This window comes from Streptomyces tremellae, from assembly GCF_039540215.1.
Classification (GTDB): domain Bacteria; phylum Actinomycetota; class Actinomycetes; order Streptomycetales; family Streptomycetaceae; genus Streptomyces; species Streptomyces tremellae.
Map to the genome: position 1 here is coordinate 49,776 of NZ_BAABEP010000038.1, position 15,225 is coordinate 65,000.

The following is a 15,225-nucleotide window of genomic DNA, read 5'->3' on the forward strand; positions in this document are numbered from 1 at the left end:
CGACGCACCGCTGCCGGCGCCGATCGGAATCGGCGCCGGCAGCGGTGGAGGCGGCGGCTCAGGCGCCGACCGGGCGCTCGAAGGTGAGGAGCAGGCCCTCGACCGCGCCGGGACCCACTCGGCCCTTCACGTCGGCGGCGGTGATGGCCTTGAGCCGCCAGCCGTCCTCCGCGTGCTTGTTGAGCGTCTTCTCCAGCTTGTCGCTGTCCAGGGCGTCGCCGATCAGCGACTCCCTGAACGTCACGACCTTGTACTCGTACACGGGTGTTCCCCTCCAGGGCGGCCTCGCCCGCACGGCGGGACGCGTGCGGCGCCCCATCCCATCACGGGCGCTCCCGGCTCAGGCGAGCAGCGCAGGGATGGCCCCTTCGTACACGGCGCGCAGCTCGGACAGCGGCAGCGCGAACTCGCCCTGCACCTCGACGGTGTCGCCGTCGACCACGCCGATCCGGGTCGCGGGCAGCCCCCGCGCGCCGCACATGTCGGTGAAGCGCAACTCCTCGCTGCGCGGCACCGAGACGACCGCGCGGCCCGCGGACTCGCTGAACAGGAGCGTGAACGCGTCAAGACCGTCCGGCACGACCAGCCGGGCGCCGTGCCCGCCGCGCAGGCAGGACTCGGTGACCGCCTGGATCAGGCCGCCGTCGCTCAGGTCGTGCGCCGCGTCGACCATGCCGTCGCGGGACGCGGCGACGAGGATCTCGCCGAGCAGCTTCTCGCGGTCCAGGTCCACGGCGGGCGGCAGTCCGCCCAGGTGGTCGTGGACCGCCTGCGCCCAGGCCGACCCGCCGAACTCGGCGCGGGTGTCGCCCAGCAGGTACAGCAGCTGCCCCTCCTCGGCGAACGCCATCGGCGTACGGCGCGCGACGTCGTCGATCACCCCGAGCACCGAGACGACCGGCGTCGGGTGGATCGCCGCGTCGCCCGTCTGGTTGTAGAGCGACACGTTGCCGCCGGTCACCGGCGTGCCCAGCCGCAGGCAGCCGTCCGCGATGCCGCGCACGGCCTCGGCGAACTGCCACATCACCGCCGGGTCCTCGGGCGAGCCGAAGTTGAGGCAGTCGGAGACGGCGAGCGGCCGGGCGCCCGAGGCCGCGACGTTCCGGTACGCCTCCGCGAGCGCCAGCTGCGCGCCGGTGTACGGGTCGAGCTTGGCGAAGCGGCCGTTGCCGTCGCTGGCAAGCGCGACGCCGAGCCCCGTCTCCTCGTTGATCCGCACCATGCCGGAGTCCTCCGGCTGCGCGAGGACCGTGTTGCCCTGCACGAAGCGGTCGTACTGGTCGGTGACCCACGCCTTCGACGCCTGGTTCGGCGAGCCGACGAGCCGCAGCACCTGCGCCCGCAACTCCCGGCCGTCCGCCGGGCGCGGCAGCCGGGCCGCGTCGTCCGCCTGGAGGGCGTCCTGCCAGTCGGGGCGCGCGTACGGGCGCTCGTAGACGGGGCCCTCGTGCGCGACCGTACGCGGGTCGACGTCGACGATCTTCTCGCCGTGCCAGAAGATCTCAAGCCGGTCGCCCTCGGTGACCTCGCCGACGACCGTCGCGATGACGTCCCACTTCTCGCAGATCGCGAGGAAGCGCTCGACGTTGGCCTCCTCCACGACGGCGCACATGCGCTCCTGCGACTCGCTCATGAGGATCTCCTCGGGCGAGAGCGTGGAGTCGCGCAGCGGTACGACGTCCAGTTCGACGCGCATGCCGCCGGAGCCGTTCGAGGCGAGCTCGCTCGTCGCGCAGGAGAGACCGGCGGCGCCGAGGTCCTGGATGCCGACGACCAGCTTCTCGGCGAACGCCTCAAGCGTGCACTCGATCAGCAGCTTCTCCTGGAAGGGGTCACCGACCTGCACGGCGGGCCGCTTCGAGGGCTTCGTCGCGTCGAACGTCTCGGACGCCAGGATCGAGGCGCCGCCGATGCCGTCGCCGCCCGTACGTGCCCCGTACAGGACGATCTTGTTGCCGGCGCCCGACGCCTTCGCGAGATGGATGTCCTCGTGCCGCATCACGCCGATCGCGCCGGCGTTGACCAGCGGGTTGCCCTGGTAGCAGGCGTCGAAGACGAGTTCGCCGCCGATGTTGGGCAGGCCGAGGCTGTTGCCGTAGCCGCCGATGCCCGCGACGACGCCGGGCAGCACGCGCTTGGTGTCCGGGTGGTCGGCCGCGCCCATCCGCAGCGGGTCCACGACGGCGACCGGGCGTGCGCCCATCGCGATGATGTCGCGGACGATGCCGCCGACGCCGGTGGCCGCGCCCTGGTAGGGCTCGACGTACGACGGGTGGTTGTGCGACTCGACCTTGAAGGTGACGGCGTACCCCTCGCCGACGTCCACGACGCCGGCGTTCTCGCCGATGCCGACGAGCATCGCGTCGCTCCGCGGGGCCTTCTCGCCGAACTGCCGCAGGTGCACCTTGCTGCTCTTGTACGAGCAGTGCTCCGACCACATGACCGAGTACATGGCGAGCTCGGCGCCGGTCGGGCGGCGGCCGAGGATCTCCCGTACCCGGGCGTACTCGTCCTCCTTGAGGCCGAGCTCCCTCCAGGGCTGCTCGACGTCGGGCGTCTTCGCGGCGTTGTCGACTGTGTCGAGGTGGGCGGGGCTCATGAGGCGCTTACCAGCTTCTTGAGGATCGAGGTGAAGAATCCGAGGCCGTCGGTACCGCCCGTGCCGATCAGGGGCTCGACCGCGTGCTCGGGGTGCGGCATCAGGCCCACGACGTTGCCCGCCGCGTTGCTGATGCCCGCGATGTCCCTGAGCGAGCCGTTGGGGTTGCCGCCGAGGTAGCGGAAGGCGACGCGGCCCTCCGCCTCCAGCTCGTCGAGGGTGTGCTCGTCGGCGGTGTACCGGCCGTCGATGTTCTTGAGGGGGACGCGGATCTCCTGGCCCGCCGCGAAGTCGGCGGTCCAGGCGGTGCCCGCGCTCTCCACGCGGAGCGCCTGGTCCTTGCAGACGAAGTGCAGGTGGTTGTTGCGCAGCATGGCGCCGGGCAGCAGGTGCGTCTCGGTGAGGATCTGGAAGCCGTTGCAGATCCCGAGGACCGGCATGCCCCCCTTGGCCTCCTCGATGACCCGCTCCATCACCGGCGAGAAGCGGGCGATGGCGCCCGCGCGCAGGTAGTCGCCGTAGCTGAAGCCGCCGGCGAGCACGACCGCGTCGACCTGCTTGAGGTCCTTGTCCCGGTGCCACAGGGCGACGGGCTCGGCCCCCGCGACACGCGCGGCGCGCAGCGCGTCGCGGTCGTCGAGCGTCCCGGGAAAGGTGACGACTCCGATGCGGGCGGTCACTTCACCGGCTCCGCGGCCGCTGCGGGCTCCTCGACCTTCACGGCGAAGTCCTCGATCACGGTGTTGGCGAGGAACGTCTCCGCCAGCTCGTGGATACGGGCGAGGGCGGCGTCGTCCACCGGGCCCTCGACCTCCAGCTCGAAACGCTTTCCCTGACGGACGTCGGCGATGCCCTCGAACCCGAGGCGGGGCAGCGCGCGCTGAACGGCCTGTCCCTGCGGGTCGAGGATCTCCGGCTTGAGCATGACGTCGACTACGACGCGTGCCACGGGCACTCCCGGTGGTGTGGTGCGGGCTGTGTTCGCTGTGTTCTCCGGGGAAGGCCCCGGGCTCTCCAGGGGAATCCCCGGCGGCCCCGGGCCCGGCGGTGTCCCCGACCGGCCCGACGGCTCCCCCGGCAGGGAATCCCCCTCGACCCCCCGAGCTTCCCTCAGGGTACCCGCCCCAAGAATCTACGCGAGTAGATACGCCAGGTCGCAGCTCGTGCACGGGTGCGCGGCGTTCCGGGTGCGGCGGACGCCGAAGGCGCCGGGCACCCGGCGGCACCCCGGGCCGGAAGCACCAGCGGGTCGGGGCGCCCGGGTGTGCGGCGACGCGTGTGCGGCGACGCGGCGGGGCGGGGCGCCGGGCCGGACGGATCCGCCATGGAGATCCCGGGAAGAACCGGGGAGAATCCGGGAAGGACCCGCAAGGGACGGAGAAACCCGCACGGGTTCGCGGGGAGAACCCCGGTGGAAAACCGGTTGGAAACCACCGGAAACCGTAAAGCGCCGAAGGAAGCCGACTCGCCGACAGGCACCGGCGCCGCCGGCGGAAGGAGACCGCCGAGGAAGCGGAAGGAGGCCGCAGAGGAAGCCGGGGGCGCGGGATGCCCCCTTCGGCGAACCGCCCCACCCGGGGCGGGGGCGGACGCACACCCCGGCAAACCGCTCACGGACCGCCGAATGCGCGCACAGGTAAACCGGCGTCCGTCCGCCGCCCGCCGGTTGCAGGCCTCGGCGGGCCGCTCGGACCGGCGGCGGAACACACCGGCGAACCGCCGGAGGGGCGACGGAGGGCCGGGGGCGGAGGAACGCGGCCCCGGAACACACCGGGGAACGGCCGGATGAAGCGGCTGCCGGGGCGGGCAAGGAAGGACCGGGAGAAAAGGCCCCCGGGCGCGGGCGACATTGACTCGGGACACGCTGAGATAATTGATCGGGCTTCACAATGGCGCGTCTTCCGCTGTACAAAGGAATACAGCGGAAAACAGCATTGTCCGAGAACAGCCGGAAAACCGGTGTCGCCGCACGTCAGCCCGGTGCAAACCGAGGCGGGACCGCCGCGATGCCACAAGAAAGGACCGAGATCCGTGGCGCAGCGCGTAGTGGTCACTCTCTCCGACGACATCGACGGCGGAGAAGCAGCGGAAACGGTCGCGTTCGGTCTGGACGGCAAGACGTACGAGATCGACCTCAATCCCGCCAATGCGAAGAAACTACGCAAGGCGCTCGCCCCGTTCGTGGCGGCGGGCCGGAAGCAGACGAACGCCGCGAGGCGCGGCAAGGGCCGTGTGTCCTACCAGCACACGTCGCTCGCGCCCGACCCGGCGGCGGTGCGCGCCTGGGCGCAGTCACACAAGATGGACGTGCCGGCCAGGGGCCGCATCCCCAAGCGGGTCTACGAGGCGTTCCGCGCGGCGAGTTGAGCCCCCGGCCGGGCCCCGGACGCCCGATCACCCGTCCCACGCACTCGATTTGCCATGCACCCCGGGTGATCGGCTAGAGTCTGGAACACGCCGAGGGGCGAGGCCGAAAGGCAAGAACCTCCCGGAGCGTGCGGGTGTAGTTCAGTAGTAGAACGCCCCCTTTCCAAGGGGGAGGCGCAGTGTGCAATTCCTGTCACCCGCTCCGCATCGCTCTCCGACCACTCCAATGGATCAGGTAGAGTGATGAGCACATCGGAAGCCCGATGTGTGCGGACGTGGCTCAGTTGGTAGAGCATCACCTTGCCAAGGTGAGGGTCGCGAGTTCGAATCTCGTCGTCCGCTCAGTGATCAGAGGCCCCGGTCGATTCGACCGGGGCCTCTGGCGTGTGTCCGGCCCCGGTGTCCAGCTCCTGCGTCAGGCTCTGGGCTTCGTGACGGGCCGGTGCGACGGACTGGTGTGACGGACCGGTCTGACGGACCGGTCCTGCTCCGGCGGAGGTTGGGTATAGTAGGGGGCGCGCCCAGGGGCGCAGGCGGACGTAGCTCAGCTGGTAGAGCGCAACCTTGCCAAGGTTGAGGTCGCGAGTTCGAACCTCGTCGTCCGCTCGCCGGAAGGCCCCCCGCCCGTCTCGGGCAGGGGGCCTTCGTCATGCGCCGCGGCCTTTCTCAGGCCCAGGTGGTGCCGGTGAGACGCTCGTACGCCTCGATGTACTTGGCGCGGGTCGCCTCGACGACCTGCTGCGGCAGCCCGGGCGGCGGCTGCTCGCCGCTCCGGTCCCAGCCGGAGGCCGGGGACGTCAGCCAGTCCCGTACGAACTGCTTGTCGTACGACGGCTGCGGGTGTCCGGGATCCCACTCCTCCGCGGGCCAGAAGCGGGAGGAGTCCGAGGTCAGCACCTCGTCCGCGAGGACCAGCCGGTCGCCGTCGAAGCCGAACTCGAACTTCGTGTCGGCGAGGATGATGCCCCGGTCCCTGGCGACGTCCCGGGCGCGGGCGTAGATGTCGAGGGTCGTACGGCGCAGCAGCGCGGCGGTCTCGGCGCCGACCCGGCGGGCGACCTCCTCGTACGACACGTTCTCGTCGTGGTCGCCGACGTCGGCCTTGGTGGCCGGGGTGAAGAGGGGCGCGGGCAGCTCCGAGCCGTCGACCAGGCCCTCGGGCAGGGCGAGCCCGCAGACCGTGCGGGACGCGCGGTACTCGGCGAGGCCGGAGCCGGTCAAAAAGCCGCGCGCGACGCACTCGACCGGGACCATCTCCAGCGGTGTGCAGACCATCGTGCGGCCCGCCCAGTCGGCGGGGGCGCCCGCGGGAAGGTCGGTGGAGACCACGTGGTTCGGCACGATGTCCGTGAGGCGGTCGAACCACCACAGCGAGAGCTGGGTGAGGATGCGGCCCTTGTCGGGAATGGGCGTGGGCAGCACCCAGTCGTAGACGGAGATGCGGTCGGTGGCGACCATGACCAGCTCGCCGGCCTCGTTGCGGTAGAGGTCGCGGACCTTGCCCGTGTGCAGGTGCGTCAGGCCAGGAACCTCGATCGGCTCGGGTTTCTCCACGAATCCGGCCATGTTCCGTCCACCCTTCTCTGGGATCCCCTGCGGGGCCTCGTGTGGGAGGGACCTCGGGTCCAGGACGGGCCTCGGGTCCGCGGTGCGGAGGCCGCCGCGCACGCGCGTCGCACGGCCGCGGCCCCGGTGATCAGCGCGATCACCCCTCCGATTCTCCCGCACGCGCGGGGAGGGGGAGCCGGAGGGGGCGCGGGCCGGTGCGCGGGCGGCCGTCAGTCGCGTGCGCAGGCGCGGCGGCCGTCAGTCGCGTTTGCAGATGCGGTCGAGCAGGTTGGCCGTGGCACGCTGGATGCGGGCGTCCACATGGCCGGGCCGGTCGAGCGCCGGCGACCAGGCGAAGGTGCCTGACGCGAAGACGAGGGCGCCGGAGGGCGCGCGGTACAGGGAGGTCTCCTGGTGGCGCGGCACCCCCTCGCCGTCCCGGTAGCCCGAGTGGGCGAGCAGGATGCGGTCCTCGTGGTCGGGAAGTGGTGCCCGCGGGAAGTAGCGGTCGGCCTCCCCCGCGACGAGCCCGTCGATCAGGTCGCCCTCGACGGCGCCGGACGCCTCCCAGAGCCAGTGGTCGACATTGCGGACCACGAGCGGATGCGGCTCGGGCACCCGGCCCGCGTACTGGATGCCGATGATCTGCTGCTCGGCCACGTCCACCTCGCGCCACAGCGACGGTTTTCCCGGGCCGCGCCGCTTGTGGCAGGTCAGCAGCCGGTCCGGCACGCCGGACGGCGAGGGGCCCAACTCGACCTGCCAGTACATGGAGTTGGCGGAGAGGAAGACGAGCGAGGTGCCGCCGGCACGGGCCCGCTCCACGGTGCGGCGCATGGGGACCGACCAGTACTCGTCGTGGCCGGGGAAGATCAGGCCCCGGTACCTGGACGGGTCGACGCGGCCGGCGTGCAGGTCGCGGGCGTCGGCGTAGGCGAGGTCATAGCCGTAGCGCTCGGCCCAGCGGATGAAGTCGTACGCGTGCCCCACGTGCAGCGGCAGCCCCGCACCCGCGTACGGGCGGTCGAAGGACACGGTGACCGCGGCGTCCTGCTCGCCGAGGAGCCGGCCCTGCTCGTCCCAGGCGTGGTACAGGCTCGCGCCCGTCCTGCCGTCCTCCGGGTAGAGGTTGTACGCCTGCCAGGTCAGGTCGGGCAGCAGGAGGAGCAGGTCGGCCGGGTGGTCGTCGCGGACGGTGAAGGGGACGTGGGAACGGTAGCCGTCCGCGGTGGTCAGCACGGCGACGTAGGCGCCGATCGACCAGTACGACGGGACCTGGAGGCGCCAGGAGAGCCACCAGTGGTGGCAGGAGACCGTACGGTCCGCGGCCAGTGGCGGCGGCTGCACGATGCCGGCGAGCCGGGGACTCGTGATGATCTTCCGGGCGCCCTCGCCGTTGTAGTGGCCGATGCGGTAGATGTCGACGGAGAACTCCTGGGGCGGGTCGACCGTGACATGGAAGTCCAGCGCCTCCCCGGGGGCGACGGCACCGCTCGACGCGAAGCCCTTGATCTGGCGGCGCACGTCGTCCGCGGTCCGCGGTCCGCCGCGGGCCCGGCCGAGGTCGGGGTCCGCGTACCAGGGGACGACCTGGCCGGTGTCGCCGAAGTAGTTCTCGCTGCCGCGCAGCCAGGGCAGCGGGCCCTGGCCGAAGGGGTCGGTGACGGCGTGTGCGAGCGCGCCGGACTCCCACCGCCGGATGTGCTCCGCCCCCATCGCCCGCTCCTTCTCCGAGCCCCCTGACGCGCGGCGCTGGGGACCGCGCGTATGTCGGTGACACGACCTTCCGGGCGCCGGCTGTCAGCGCCGGCCCCCAGCACATCACATAACGCACGCGGCCCGTCACCGATCGTCGCGAATTGACGCGATCGGAAGGAACCGGGCCGCGCGGGCCGGGAAGCAGCGAGGGCACTGGGACGACTGGGGCCCCTGAGAAGGGAGTTCGGCACACCGGACTCGCCGGCCGCCCGCCCCGGCCGCCGCGAACGTCACCGTGTCGCCCGTCGTTCACCCTCGCCGTGGTCTTCTGCCCGAGACGGACGGCTCCCGCCGGGGAGTGGGCTAAGGCCCCCGGGCGGAGGCGGTGGTCCCGCCAGGGCGCCGGCCGGACGCGCGAGGGCGGAGCGTGGCCGGGCGCGGCCGGCGTCGGCCCTTGGTGGAGGCGGGAGGGTCAGACCAGGCGTACGGGCTTCTCGGGGCGGATACCGAGGGACGCAAGCCAGGAGCGCAGGGGGCCGGGGTCGCCGTCCTCGACGAGGCTGTGCACGGGGCCGCCGAGGTCCGAGCGGCGCTCGCCGCCGACGAGGAGGGTCGGGCCGTCCAACCAGTCGAGCCCCGGCTGGGCACCCGCCGTGTCCACCGCGGAGCAGCAGATCATCGCGGTGACATGGTCGGCCAGGAGCTCGCGGCCCGTCCTCGGCGGCTGGAGCGGAACGAGCGGCAGGGAGTCCGTCGCCCGCGCTGACCTGCCCCCCGTACGGCTGTCGCACGCGGGGGGCGAGACCGTCTCCCGGGCGATCTCCGCGCTGATGCGGGCGGCGAGTGCGTCCGCCGAGGTGGCCGTGGCAGGGTCGGCGGCCCCGCCCGTGACGGCACATGCGTCGCTGTCCGCGCCCGCCGGGCCGTCCGTACCTCCCGCACGGGACCCCGCCGCCGGAGACTCTGGAGAGACCGGAGACGCCGGAGGGACCGGAGAACCGGGATTCTTGGCGCGGGTGTCAGACCGGGCCGCCACCGCGCCCGGCTCGGCGTCGAGCGCTTCGAGGCCGGGGGGCACGACGGGCAGGCTGTCGTCGTACGGGTCGCCGAGCAGCGCCTCCGGGTCCGGCGCGGCAGCGGCGGCCGCCCGCGGCGTGCCCGCCCGCGGCCCCGCCCCCGTGTGCCGGCCGCCGACCCTCGCATACGCGAGGCCCGCCCCGTACGGGTCCTCGCCGCGGCCCCGGCGGCGGGAGAGGTGGTCGAGGACGCGGTCGAGCGTCGGGCCCGCCCGGTCCGCCCGGTCGTCGGGACCGGGCGTGTTCCGCGCACCGATCTCGTCGAGGACGCGGTGCAGCCGGGCCGCCTCCGTACGCCACGTGCGGTCGACGACCTCTTCCGGATAGTGCTGCCAGTCGACGGGCGACCAGTCGGGGCCCGCTTCCGCCGGGCCGCCGTGGAAGAGGCGGGCGGCCAGCAGAGAGGCGGCCTCGTCCACCGCGCCCGGCTCCTCGAGCAGGTCGCACGCCGGGCGCTCGCCGAGTCGTGCGGCGAAGCCCTCGGCGAGGCGGTCGCGGCGGGACAGCTCGGTGAGGGCGGAGACGACGCCCGCGTCAAGCCGCGCGGGCCAGCGGCCCATCCGCCAGGCGGGCAGCGCGACCCTGGTCAGCAGCCTGTCCCAGCCGGCGTAGGCGAGGCCGACCTGCTCCTGGGCGACGATCCGCAGCCCGTAGTCCACAGCCTGTGCACGCTCGGACGCCACCGTGGCGACGCCCCTCTCCATCAGCGCGGCGTGCTCGCCGCAGCCCCGCAGCATGAGCCGGGCGATCCGGCCGACCGGGGCGAGCGCGGCCCTCCGTGCCGGCCCGAGGTCCCGCCTGGCCGCCACGGCCACCGCCGCGTCGAGCCCGCGCACGAACCTGCGGGCCGCTGCTATGTCGGGGTGCGCCGCGGGGCCCGTACCCGCGACGACGGGGGCGAGCACGGCGCGCAGCTCGGCGACCCGCATCCACCAGAGGAAGGGTGAGCCCACGACCAGGACCGGCGCGGTCCGGGACGGGCGACCGCGCCCGCCCTCTTCCGCCCGCGCCGCGTGGGCCGGGTGGGTGCGGTCCTCAAGCCAGCTGTCGCAGTCGGGCGTCAGCGCGATCGAGGCGGGCTCCGGCACGCCGAGCCGTTCGGCCAGCTCCCTGACCAGCCGGTACAGGTCGGGCGCCGACTTCTCCGCGACGGCGACCGTGGGGCTCAGCGCGGGCTCGGCCCGCTGCACCACGACGGCGACCGCGCCGGCGAGCAGCAGCACCGCTGCGGCGAAGCAGGAGAGGGCCCATCGGGCGGCGTCCCAGCCCTGCCCCTCCAGCCTGCCCGTGCCCCCGGCCGCGAGGAGGACGACCGCGACCGCGGCGGGCAGCAGCGCCACGCCGAGCGCCCTGCCACGGACGCGCAGCACGGCGAGCGCCTTGGCACGGGCGAACCTGGCGCCCACCTCGTCACCGATGGCGGCACCCGCGTCGGTACCGTTGGCGTTCTTGGTGTCCTTGGCGCCGTTGGTGTTCTTGGCTCTGTTGGTGCCGTTGGTGCTGGAACCGGACATGGTCGGACCTCACCCCCTCTGCCCGCGGCGGTTGCTCACTCCCCCCACTGTGGCATCCGCCACTGACATCGCAATGCCGGTGGGCCAAGTGCCCGAATGCCTGCGCCGCACCCTAGTTGGGGCCCGGCCGGGCGTCCCACGGTTGGCGGGCCCGTCACTCGATGGAATGGCTTTGGGTAAAGGTGCTGGCGTATCGCGGCTCAGCGGTTCCGCGATACGACAAAGACTCGATACGACAAGACGACGGCAGCGAGAGGCCGCGGTGGCCCGGGGCCGCCCCGCGAGGCCGGTTCAGGCGCCCGGACAGGCCTGCCGACCGGGCCGACCGGGCCGTTCACGCCGTCCGGGCCGCGGACAGGTCCCGGGGGCGCGCGCCCGGCGCCACCCGCGCGGACCGATCGGGTGGGCCGACGCCGCCGCGTACACCGGTCGGCGGCGCGCGGCGGGCGTAGCCCTGATGCTCCGGTCGGCGCAGACGCGCCCGTACGGCGCGTACCCGGTTCGGCGGAGGGCCGTCGACCGGACGGGACCACGTGCGCGGACAGGAGAGCCCCCGCCCTCAGCCGTCGCGTCCCGCCCCGCCCGGTGGAGCAGTCCGGTCAGAGCTCGGTGGAGGCGCCCCAGGCGAGCTCCTCCAGCGCGACACCGGTCAGACCCTCCTCGCCGAGGAACATCGCGGCCGAGTTCCGGCCCAGCTCGCTGAGCATCAGCTCGTGGATCTGGATGGTGCGGCCGGGGCGCACCGCCCGCACGAAGTCGGCGGCCTCGCCGAACTTGGTCCACGGCCCGCTGGTCGGCACCAGCAGGGTCTCGACGGCGGCCTCGGGCACGACGTACGAGTCCCCGGGGTGGAAGACACGGTCCTCGACCAGGAAGCCGACGTTCGAAGCCCGCGGGATGTCGGCGTGGATGAGCGCGTGGTGCTCGCCGTGCACCGTCACGTCGAAGCCCGCGGCCGTGACGCGGTCTCCGGCCGCGACGGCCACGGCCTGGCCGCCCAGCTTCGCCGCCACCTCGGCCGTCGTGTAGACGGTCAGGTCGGGGCGGTTGGCGAGCTCCGCCCTGAGAGCCGCCTCGTCGAAGTGGTCGAAGTGCTCGTGGGTGACGAGGATCGCGTCGGCCTCCGCGATCAGCTCGGCCGCGTTCGGCGTGAAGGTGCCCGGATCGACCAGCAGCGTGCGGTCACCGTCGGTGAAGGTGACGCATGCGTGGGCGTACTTGGTGAGGCGCACGGGGTCCCTCTCTCTGCATGCGGAAAATATCTACAGCAGCATTGTATATTTCGCGGATGGAGAGGGACGACGAGGACATCGCGGAGAGGCTGCGGCAGTCGATCGGCCGGTTCGTGCGCGTCGTACGCGCCCGTGCCGACACGGTGCCGCCGCTGCAGGCCACGGCGCTGGGGACGCTCGACCGCGAAGGCCCCCAGACCATCGCCGCGCTGGCCGCGGCGCACCGTCTCAAACACCAGAGCATGAGCCGTACGGTCAGGGAGCTGGAGACGCTCGGCCTGGTCAGCCGCTCACGCAGCCCGCACGACGGGCGGTCCTTCCTCATCGCGCTCACGCCGGCGGGCGCGGAAGCGCTCGCCGGCGACCGGCGTACGCGCCGCCGCTGGGTGGCGGAGACCATCACGGAGCGGCTGACCCCTGACGAGAGACGCGCGCTGCTCGCCGTCCCCGAGTTGCTCGACCGGCTCTCGGAGGCCGCGGAGCAGCCCGGCGAGGACCGTCCCCGGCTGAGGGGATCCGCCAGGAGGCGGTGACCGGTGCGGCGCTCGACGGCGCCGCGCCGCCCGTGGCCGGCACGGGGGAGGATGCGAGTGGTCTGCCGCGCCCGTGTTTTCCACCCCGTGTCCCCCAGGGCGCCGCGGTGCGCGATCCGGGCCACGGGCGGGGGCACGGCACACCGGACGGTCACCCCGTGGCGCTCCCACCGGGCTAGGCCGTGGGCGCGGCCCCGGGGCTCCGTCGCGGGCGGGCCCCGGGCGCAGTGTCGGCGCTCGGGCCTCCGCCGCGCTCGGGCATCCGCCGCGCTCAGCCCTCCGCCGCGCGCCGCGCGATGTCCGTGCGGTGCTGCGAACCGTCGAGGTGGACGCGGTCCACCGCCGTGTACGCGCGCTCCCGCGCCTGCGCGAGGTCCCTGCCCGTCGCCGTGACGGACAGCACGCGGCCGCCCGCGCTCACCACGCGCCCACCGTCCACGCGGGTGCCGGCGTGCAGGACGTACGCGTGCGGGGCGTCCTGTTCCGCGATGTCGGCGAGGCCGTCGACCGGGTCGCCCGTGCGGGGCGTACCAGGGTAGTTGTGCGAGGCGACGACGACCGTGACGGCCGCGTCTTCACGCCAGTTGAGCGGGGGCAGCCCGGCCAGCGTGCCCTCGGCGGCGGCGAGCAGGACGCCGGACAGCGGGGTCTTGAGCCGGGCCAGCACGACCTGCGTCTCGGGGTCGCCGAACCGCGCGTTGAACTCGATCACCCTTACCCCGCGCGAGGTGATCGCGAGCCCCGCGTACAGCAGTCCCGCGAACGGCGTGCCGCGGCGCCGCAGTTCGTCCACGGTCGGCTGGAGCACGGACTCCAGGACCTCGTCGACGAGCTTCGGATCGGCCCAGGGCAGGGGCGAATACGCGCCCATGCCACCCGTGTTGGGGCCCTCGTCGCCGTCCAGGGCGCGCTTGAAGTCCTGCGCGGGCTGGAGCGGCAGGACCGTCGTGCCGTCGGTGATCGCGAAGAGGGAGACCTCGGGTCCTTCGAGGAACTCCTCGATGACCACGCGCCCGCAGGCCAGGGCATGTTCGCGGGCAGCGGCGACGTCCTCGGTGACGACGACGCCCTTGCCCGCCGCGAGGCCGTCGTCCTTGACGACGTACGGCGCCCCGAAGGCGTCGAGGGCGCGGTCGATCTCCTCGGGCGTGGCGCAGACGTAGCTGCGGGCGGTCGGAACGTTGGCCGCGGCCATCACGTCCTTCGCGAACGCCTTCGACCCCTCCAGCTGCGCCGCCTCACGGCTCGGGCCGAAGCAGGGGATGCCGGCCCCGCGCACCGCGTCGGCGACTCCGGCCACCAGCGGGGCCTCCGGGCCGACGACGACGAGCCCGGCCTCCAGCTCGGTGGCGAGGCGGGCCACGGCCGCGCCGTCGAGGGCGTCGACCCGGTGCAGCTCGGCCACCTCCGCGATCCCGGCGTTCCCGGGCGCGCAGTGGAGGGCGGTCACGTCGGGGTCGAGGGAGAGAGCGCGGCACAGGGCGTGTTCGCGGGCGCCGCCGCCGATGACAAGGACCTTCACGGGAGTCAGCCTATCCGGCGCCGCGGCGGGCCCTTCCCGGTGTGCGGGGGCTGCCCGGTGCGCGGGCCCTTCCCGGTGTCCCGGGGCTGCCCGGTGCGCGGGAGCTGCTGCCCCGGGCGGGCGGGCGCCGGGCCGGGGTGGGCCGGCGGCCCGGAGCCACGTGGGGGGGACGCTTGCGTCACCCGGCACCCGGCACCCGTTACTCACTACTCGTTACTCGTTACTCGTTACTCGTTGTTGTACTCCTCCAGCACCGTCGCGCCGAGTTCGCGGACGATGAGGTCGTGCCCTGAGAGCGCGGAGTCGACCAGATCGGGGTCGTCCTCCTCCGGGATGTCGTCCTCGATCGAGACCGGCGGCCGGGCGGGCGGGGCCTGTGGGGCCGGCTCAGGCCCGGGGCGCGGCCCAGGGGTCGACTGCGACGGTCCGCCCTGTCCGGAGCCACCGCCGATGGGGCCGCCGGACGCGGGGCCGCTGCCCTCACCGGGTCCTGGCGCGGCCCCGGAGCCGCCGCCCCGCGGTGCCGCCGACTGCGCCGCGCCCGCGAAGGAGGCACCGCCGCCGTACGCCCCCGTCCCGCCCCGGCCGGGGTCACCGCCGGTGCCGGGGCCAGGCTCGGGCGCCGCACCGGGGCCCGGGCCGGTTCCGGGACCGGTGCCGGAACCCTGGGCGCGCCCGCCCTGACCGTACGCGGCCGGGCCGCCGTACCCGCCGGAACCCGTCGCCGGGCCTCCGAAGCCGCCGCCCCCACCGCCGTTGCCCCCGCCACCGTTGCCGAAGCCGCCGCCACCGCCGCTCCCCCCGGGGGACGGCGGGTTGGCGCCGCCGGACGGATCGACGATGGCCTCGATCTTCCACTGCACGCCGAACTGCTCGGAGAGCGCCTGTCGCAGCACGTCCTCGCTGCCGCTGCCGGAGAAGTTGTCGCGCGCGCCCGCGTTGATGAAGCCGATCTGGAGGGTGGTGCCGTCGAACCCGGCGACCTGCGCGTTCTGACTGAGCAGGATCCAGGTGAAGCGGCGGCGGTTCTTCACCGCCTCCAGGATGTCGGGCCACATGTTCCGCACCTGGTTGGCGCCCGCCGCCGGGTTGACCGGGGCCGCGCCGCCGCCTCCCCCGCCCGGCGTCCCCGCGGC

The 15,225-nt window shown here is 73.7% G+C and carries 11 protein-coding genes, 3 tRNA genes and 1 pseudogene; 5 read left to right on the top strand and 10 right to left on the bottom strand.

What is annotated here, in order from left to right:
• Positions 1 to 58 precede the first annotated feature (58 nt).
• The 4 genes from ABEA77_RS23130 to purS form a co-directional block, all read right to left on the bottom strand.
• Positions 59 to 262, bottom strand: a complete 204-nt coding sequence (locus ABEA77_RS23130; RefSeq protein WP_345650827.1) for a DUF4177 domain-containing protein — start codon at positions 260 to 262, stop codon at positions 59 to 61.
• 78 nt (positions 263 to 340) lie between these two features.
• On the bottom strand, positions 341 to 2,599 hold the full coding sequence (gene purL / locus ABEA77_RS23135; protein WP_345650830.1) for a phosphoribosylformylglycinamidine synthase subunit PurL: 2,259 nt from the start codon (positions 2,597 to 2,599) through the stop codon (positions 341 to 343).
• A complete protein-coding gene (gene purQ / locus ABEA77_RS23140) occupies positions 2,596 to 3,279 on the bottom strand; it encodes a phosphoribosylformylglycinamidine synthase subunit PurQ (protein ID WP_345650833.1) in 684 nt (227 codons plus the stop codon). The genes purL and purQ overlap by 4 nt, the downstream gene beginning before the upstream one ends.
• Positions 3,276 to 3,554 carry a phosphoribosylformylglycinamidine synthase subunit PurS gene (gene purS / locus ABEA77_RS23145; protein ID WP_345650836.1) on the bottom strand — a complete coding sequence of 93 codons (279 nt, stop codon included), beginning with the start codon at positions 3,552 to 3,554 and terminating at the stop codon, positions 3,276 to 3,278. The genes purQ and purS overlap by 4 nt, the downstream gene beginning before the upstream one ends.
• 1,076 nt (positions 3,555 to 4,630) lie before the next feature.
• On the opposite strand from purS, the gene ABEA77_RS23150 reads away from it, so the two are divergent.
• From ABEA77_RS23150 to ABEA77_RS23165, 4 genes are all read left to right on the top strand, one after another.
• Positions 4,631 to 4,966: a histone-like nucleoid-structuring protein Lsr2 gene (locus ABEA77_RS23150; RefSeq protein ID WP_345650838.1), complete on the top strand. Its 336-nt coding sequence runs from the start codon at positions 4,631 to 4,633 to the stop codon at positions 4,964 to 4,966.
• A 130-nt stretch (positions 4,967 to 5,096) separates the two neighbouring features.
• Positions 5,097 to 5,168 (top strand) — tRNA-Gly (locus tag ABEA77_RS23155).
• A 67-nt stretch (positions 5,169 to 5,235) separates the two neighbouring features.
• Positions 5,236 to 5,308, top strand: a tRNA-Gly gene (locus tag ABEA77_RS23160).
• Positions 5,309 to 5,499: 191 nt separating this feature from the next.
• Positions 5,500 to 5,572 (top strand) — tRNA-Gly (locus ABEA77_RS23165).
• Positions 5,573 to 5,632: 60 nt separating this feature from the next.
• On the opposite strand, the gene ABEA77_RS23170 is transcribed toward ABEA77_RS23165, so the two are convergent.
• The 4 genes from ABEA77_RS23170 to ABEA77_RS23185 form a co-directional block, all read right to left on the bottom strand.
• On the bottom strand, positions 5,633 to 6,532 hold the full coding sequence (locus ABEA77_RS23170; protein ID WP_345650840.1) for a phosphoribosylaminoimidazolesuccinocarboxamide synthase: 900 nt from the start codon (positions 6,530 to 6,532) through the stop codon (positions 5,633 to 5,635).
• 240 nt (positions 6,533 to 6,772) lie between these two features.
• Entirely contained in the window at positions 6,773 to 8,230 is a 1,458-nt protein-coding gene (locus tag ABEA77_RS23175; protein ID WP_345650842.1) for a N,N-dimethylformamidase beta subunit family domain-containing protein, read from the bottom strand.
• Between the two features lie 454 nt (positions 8,231 to 8,684).
• Positions 8,685 to 10,802, bottom strand: a complete 2,118-nt coding sequence (locus ABEA77_RS23180; RefSeq protein ID WP_345650845.1) for a hypothetical protein — start codon at positions 10,800 to 10,802, stop codon at positions 8,685 to 8,687.
• 599 nt (positions 10,803 to 11,401) lie between these two features.
• Entirely contained in the window at positions 11,402 to 12,034 is a 633-nt protein-coding gene (locus tag ABEA77_RS23185; RefSeq protein ID WP_345650848.1) for an MBL fold metallo-hydrolase, read from the bottom strand.
• A gap of 56 nt (positions 12,035 to 12,090) precedes the next feature.
• On the opposite strand from ABEA77_RS23185, the gene ABEA77_RS23190 reads away from it, so the two are divergent.
• Positions 12,091 to 12,567, top strand: coding sequence for a MarR family winged helix-turn-helix transcriptional regulator (locus ABEA77_RS23190; RefSeq protein ID WP_345650851.1), 477 nt, complete (start codon positions 12,091 to 12,093; stop codon positions 12,565 to 12,567).
• A gap of 271 nt (positions 12,568 to 12,838) precedes the next feature.
• Here the strand turns inward: ABEA77_RS23190 and purD are convergent, their stop codons facing one another.
• Entirely contained in the window at positions 12,839 to 14,089 is a 1,251-nt protein-coding gene (gene purD / locus ABEA77_RS23195; RefSeq protein WP_345650854.1) for a phosphoribosylamine--glycine ligase, read from the bottom strand.
• Between the two features lie 227 nt (positions 14,090 to 14,316).
• Positions 14,317 to 15,225: pseudogene (locus ABEA77_RS23200) on the bottom strand (hypothetical protein); the annotation flags it as partial.